The 4,060-nt window shown below is 70.5% G+C and carries 5 protein-coding genes and 2 pseudogenes; 3 read left to right on the plus strand and 4 right to left on the minus strand.

All coding sequences use genetic code 11. The features are described 5' to 3' along the window. The 3 genes and pseudogenes from ABZW32_RS39095 to leuE all read left to right on the plus strand — a co-directional run. Positions 1 to 84: pseudogene (locus ABZW32_RS39095) on the plus strand (enoyl-CoA hydratase/isomerase family protein); the annotation flags it as partial. Positions 85 to 209: 125 nt separating this feature from the next. Further along, complete coding sequence (locus tag ABZW32_RS39100; protein ID WP_356225588.1) at positions 210 to 563, plus strand: hypothetical protein; 354 nt, start codon at positions 210 to 212, stop codon at positions 561 to 563. Between the two features lie 147 nt (positions 564 to 710). After that, a complete protein-coding gene (gene leuE / locus ABZW32_RS39105) occupies positions 711 to 1,367 on the plus strand; it encodes a leucine efflux protein LeuE (RefSeq protein ID WP_356225582.1) in 657 nt (218 codons plus the stop codon). A 38-nt stretch (positions 1,368 to 1,405) separates the two neighbouring features. On the opposite strand, the gene ABZW32_RS39110 is transcribed toward leuE, so the two are convergent. From ABZW32_RS39110 to ABZW32_RS39125, 4 genes and pseudogenes are all read right to left on the minus strand, one after another. After that, positions 1,406 to 2,089 (minus strand): response regulator transcription factor, encoded by a 684-nt coding sequence (locus tag ABZW32_RS39110; RefSeq protein ID WP_356225583.1) that lies wholly within the window; start codon positions 2,087 to 2,089, stop codon positions 1,406 to 1,408. Between the two features lie 8 nt (positions 2,090 to 2,097). Beyond that, positions 2,098 to 2,499, minus strand: coding sequence for a PAAR domain-containing protein (locus ABZW32_RS39115; RefSeq protein WP_356225585.1), 402 nt, complete (start codon positions 2,497 to 2,499; stop codon positions 2,098 to 2,100). A gap of 36 nt (positions 2,500 to 2,535) precedes the next feature. Then, on the minus strand, positions 2,536 to 3,933 hold the full coding sequence (locus tag ABZW32_RS39120; protein WP_356225587.1) for a hypothetical protein: 1,398 nt from the start codon (positions 3,931 to 3,933) through the stop codon (positions 2,536 to 2,538). Positions 3,934 to 3,970: 37 nt separating this feature from the next. Further along, positions 3,971 to 4,060, minus strand: a pseudogene (locus tag ABZW32_RS39125) (DNA-binding response regulator); the annotation flags it as partial.

Raw genomic sequence — 4,060 nt, forward strand, 5'->3', positions numbered from 1 at the left:
ACGGCCACCTACTTCGACCCGCACACCTCCTACGGGATGGTCAGCGCCTACGAGGCCGTGTACATGGCGCAGCGGATGCCCTTCCGGCTGCGCCGCGGCTCCACCGCCCGGTGGGCCGGTCGGTGGATGCCGGGCCGGCGGTCCGTCGGTGAGCGTGGAGGAGGACGGCACCCGGACCGGTACGAGGCCGTAGGGCGAGATGAGGGACGATGCGCTGGACAGGTATCCCGGCCCTGGTGGCCGCCCTGGTACTGGGCTGGGCCTCCCTGCACACGGCGGCCGCGCTCGCCGACGCGGACATCGCCCCCGCACGGAGCCAGAAGTGGACCACGGTGCCGGTGGCCCTGGGCGCGGCGCCCGGCACACCGCCCGCCACGGAGGCGGCGTCCCCGGGACACCCGGCACCCTCCGACGGGCAGGCGGACGAGAACGCCGCGCACGGCCCTCCGGGAACCTTCGACATCGCGGCGGCGGTCGCGCTGACCGGGGGCGCGCTCTGCGTGACGTACGCGTTCCGGCGCAAGGGCGGCGGGCGCAGGCCATCGGGGTCCCGGCGCGGATGACTGAATGCGTGATCGAGATCCCCTTGCGGTCAGGGAGCAAGGCTCGATCGTCCTTGCGTAAACGCTGCGATGAGGTTGGTACGGATAGCCTGCCCGGATTGGCGGTGACCGGCGGCCGGTCGAACAGCTGGAGAGCGGAGTGAAGCGATGCTGGGAGTGGCGAACCTGCCTACCTACGCGCTGGGGACTCTGCTGATCATTCTTCTCCCTGGGCCGAGCTCCCTGTACACGCTGTCGGTGGCGGTCCGGCATGGGGTCAGGACGGCGTACGGGGCTGCCGCGGGAGTCTTCCTCGGCGAGATGGCCCTGATGCTGCTGACCGCCCTGGGTGTCGGATCGCTGCTCAAGGCCAATCCCCTGGCCTTCGCCGTGGTGAAACTGGCCGGCGCCGGCTATCTGGGATGGATCGCCCTGTCGATGCTCCGCGGGGCCTGGACAGCCTGGCGGACCCGCAAGGAGGCGGTCTCCCAGGCCACACGGCCCGAGGCAGACATCACCGGAACCGAGCGACCGTTCCGCAGGTCGGTCCTGATCACCTTGCTGAACCCGAAGGCGATCCTGTTCTTCATCTCATTCTTCGCCCAGTTCGTGGACCCCGCCTACCCGCATCCCGCACTGTCCTTCGCGCTGCTCGCCCTCGTGTACCAGTCGATCAGCCTCTGCTACATCACCGCCCTGATCCTGGGCGGTACCTACTTCTCGGCCCAGTTCCGCCGACGCCGACGACTGTCTGCCGGACTCACCGCCGGAGCCGGGGCCCTGTTCCTGGGCTTCGCGGCCAAACTCGCCACGACCGGGGGCTGACGGCCGGACGGGTTCGCGGGCGGCGTCGCGGTACGCCGTCAGACCCGGGGCGCGTTCAGCTTGACCCCTACTCCGCGCACGGTGTGCAGGTAGCGCGGGCTGGCGGCGCTCTCGCCGAGTCTGCGGCGCAGCCAGGACAGGTGGACGTCCACGGTCTTGTCGGTGACACCGAAGGCGTTCTGCCAGACCTCGGCGCGCAGTTCGGCCTTGCTGACCATCCGGCCGGCGCGTTCGGCCAGGTAGGAGAGGAGGGCGAACTCCTTGGGCCGCAGCTCCAGCACCTGCTCGTCCAGCGAGGCGGCGTGGGCGTGGAGGTCGATCAGCAGGCCTCCCACGCGCAGCGGGGGCCGTACGGGGTCGGGACGGGTGCGGCGGAGCACGGCCGTCATGCGGGCCTGGAGGTGTTCCGCGGAGAAGGGCTTGATGACGTAGTCGTCCGCGCCGAGGTTGAGGGCCGCCACCGTGTGGGCCTCCTCGTCGCGTGCGGTGGCGATGACCACGGGGATGGCCAGGGAGGCGCGCAGCATCTTGAGCACCTGCATCCCGTCGAGGTCGGGCAGGCCGAGGTCGAGGACGATGATGTCCACCCCGTCCTGGAGCGCGCGCGTGATCCCTTCGACTCCCGTGCTCGCGCCCACGACGCGGTGCCCGAGCCGTTCCAGCGCGACCGTGAGGGCGTGGCGGATGAGGTCGTCGTCCTCGATGAGAAGCACGTGGGGCATGGGTTCGGTCAGCCAATCAGAACGTTGCACTGGGAGGTGATCCTGGCGTTCGGCCCGGGGATCGGGTCGCTGCACGTGGTGACCGTGTCCCCGGCCCGGGCGGCGGGTTTCCCGCCGATCAGGACGAGGGCGCTGCCGGTCGTCACCGTTCCGGTGTTGTCCGGTGGGCGCAGGAACGCACCACCGGGCGGGGTGGGCGGCAGGTGCGGCGGGAAGTTGACGGCCTTGGAGCCGACCACCGCGGCGGGTCTGTTCCCGATGAGGACCGTCGCGCAGCAGCCTCCCGTGAGGGTGCCGGAGAACGGGAACGGCAGCAGTGTGGGACTGGGGCCGGCCGGGGTCGGGACCAGGACGATGTGCCGGTCCATGCCGGTGGCCCTGTCACCCAGCCGAGCGGCGGGACGGGACATGGCAGCTCCAGGAGGTAGGGGTGTGCTGACGTGCTGTCAGCGCGCCAGGGTGTAGGTACGGCCCGAGAAGGAGAACGCGGGGGTGCAGTTGGCCCCGTTGGTGTTGGCGCAGTTCACGGCTATCACGACCTTCTGTCCCTCGGTGAAGAGGATCGGCTCCACCCAGTGCCATTCCTTCTTGGCGTCCTTGAGGTCGAACTCCCGCAGCAGCTCGCCGTCCCGGCGCAGCTGGACCTTGCCCTTGTCGTCGGCGAGGTTCTCGATGTGCAGGTCGCTGATGGCGAGGTTCTTGCCGGAGGCCACGGGTGCGTGCTCCTTGAGCGTGTACGTGCCCGCCTTGCCCGGCTTGGAGTTGGCCTCCAGACGGAAGCTGGTGCCGGTCACGTCGGCGAGGACGGCTGCCGGGAGCTCCGGCTTCTTCGTGTCGGAACCGCCCCCGCCGGTGCCCGATCCCGAACCGCCGCCGGCGCTACCCGCTCCGGAACCGCCGGAACCGCCGGAACCGCCCTGGCCCCCGTTGGCCGCGCCGCCCTGGCCGGAGCCGCCCGAACCGGCCGTGCCACCCGCGTCGTCGCCGGACTTCTTGGACGCCGCGTCCCCGCCCTTGTCCCCCGCGTCGGCCGGCGGATCCGGATCCGCCGGGTCGGCCTTCTTGTCCTGGCTGTCCGCGACGTTCTTGCCCTCCAGGAGCGAGGTCGTCTTCGGGACCAGGTAGGTCGGTACGACGACCAGGGCGACGGCCGCCGCGCCCGCGGCCAGCATGAGCGCCTTGGGTGCCCAGGGCGCCAGCATGGCGGGCTGGACCAGTGAGCCCGCCGCCTCGCTCGTGCTCCCGTTCCCCTTCGCCTGGATCCGGTACAGGTGCGTGCGCGCCTCCCCGCGCAGGAACCGCGAGCGCGGCTTGAGGCGGTAGGAGACGATCCTGGTGGTGCCGCCCTGGACGGTCACGGACGGATCGGGAAAGCGGAAGCGCAGCTTTCCGTCGTCGTCCGTCCCGGTGAGACGGAGCGTCACCGGGGCGTTGCCGAGGTTGTCCAGGGCGATCCGGCCGCGGGCGGAACGGCTGCCGCGCAGGGTGCGCGAGATCAGTTCCGTCTCGACCTGCTGGTACCCGCCCACGGAGACGGTGCCCTCGACGATCGAGGAGTGGTCCGTGTCCTCCTGGGACATCACCCGCAGGGCGAACCCGATCCGGCCCTGCCGGACGGAGGCTTCGCGCGGCGGCGCGAAGACGATGTCCACGGTGGCCACTTCACCCGGGAAGACGCTCACCTCCGGGGAGGTGAGCTTCGACCACTCCTTGGCGTCCCCGAGGACGTCGAGGAAGAAGGTGTCCACCACTGCTCCGTCGTTGAGCAGCTTGACGGTGCAACTGGCCGACCCTCCCGGCTCGACCTCCGTCACCTCGTCGCTGAGGGTGGCGATGACTCCCATAGGGGCGTTCTCCTTGTTCTCTCCGTGTGGAACGGGTCTAGATGAAGCCCTCGCGGATCGCGTAGGCGACGGCGTGCGAGCGGTTGCGCAGGTGGAAGCGGCTGGTCACGTCGTGCAGCGTGTTCTT

The sequence above is a fragment of the Streptomyces sp. NPDC004667 genome (assembly GCF_040609475.1).
In the GTDB taxonomy this organism is placed as follows: domain Bacteria; phylum Actinomycetota; class Actinomycetes; order Streptomycetales; family Streptomycetaceae; genus Streptomyces.

Bases quoted from the DNA above. Each gene is read 5' to 3' on its own strand.
- ABZW32_RS39110 (WP_356225583.1), bottom strand. From the start codon at position 2,089: ATGCCCCACGTGCTTCTCATCGAGGACGACGACCTCATCCGCCACGCC.
- leuE (WP_356225582.1), top strand. From the start codon at position 711: ATGCTGGGAGTGGCGAACCTGCCTACCTACGCGCTGGGGACTCTGCTG.
- ABZW32_RS39115 (WP_356225585.1), bottom strand. From the start codon at position 2,499: ATGTCCCGTCCCGCCGCTCGGCTGGGTGACAGGGCCACCGGCATGGAC.
- ABZW32_RS39120 (WP_356225587.1), bottom strand. From the start codon at position 3,933: ATGGGAGTCATCGCCACCCTCAGCGACGAGGTGACGGAGGTCGAGCCG.
- ABZW32_RS39100 (WP_356225588.1), top strand. From the start codon at position 210: ATGCGCTGGACAGGTATCCCGGCCCTGGTGGCCGCCCTGGTACTGGGC.